This window comes from Psychrobacter sp. 16-MNA-CIBAN-0192, assembly GCF_040309565.1.
GTDB lineage: Bacteria > Pseudomonadota > Gammaproteobacteria > Pseudomonadales > Moraxellaceae > Psychrobacter.
Genome location: NZ_JBEOOX010000723.1, coordinates 1 through 236 on the forward strand (window position 1 = coordinate 1; position 236 = coordinate 236).

Here is a 236-nt window from a genome sequence, read left to right on the forward strand (position 1 = left end):
CAATATACTCAAGGTAAACAGACCTACAAGCAACTGGCTGATAAGTACCACTGTAGTCTTAAAACCATACAAAGGCGGTTAGATAAAGTCAGTATTGAATATCAGATTAAACGTCCTGAGACTGCTAATATCATCATGGACACCACTTACTTTGGTCGCAAGTTTGGTTTGATGGTCTTTATGGATAACACGACTAGAACCGTACTTTATTACGCGATAGTGAGTCATGAAACCAA

At 38.6% G+C, this 236-nt stretch carries 1 pseudogene; it reads left to right on the top strand.

Annotated elements, in window-relative coordinates:
* Positions 1 to 236, top strand: a pseudogene (locus tag AAEY78_RS14995) (hypothetical protein); the annotation flags it as partial.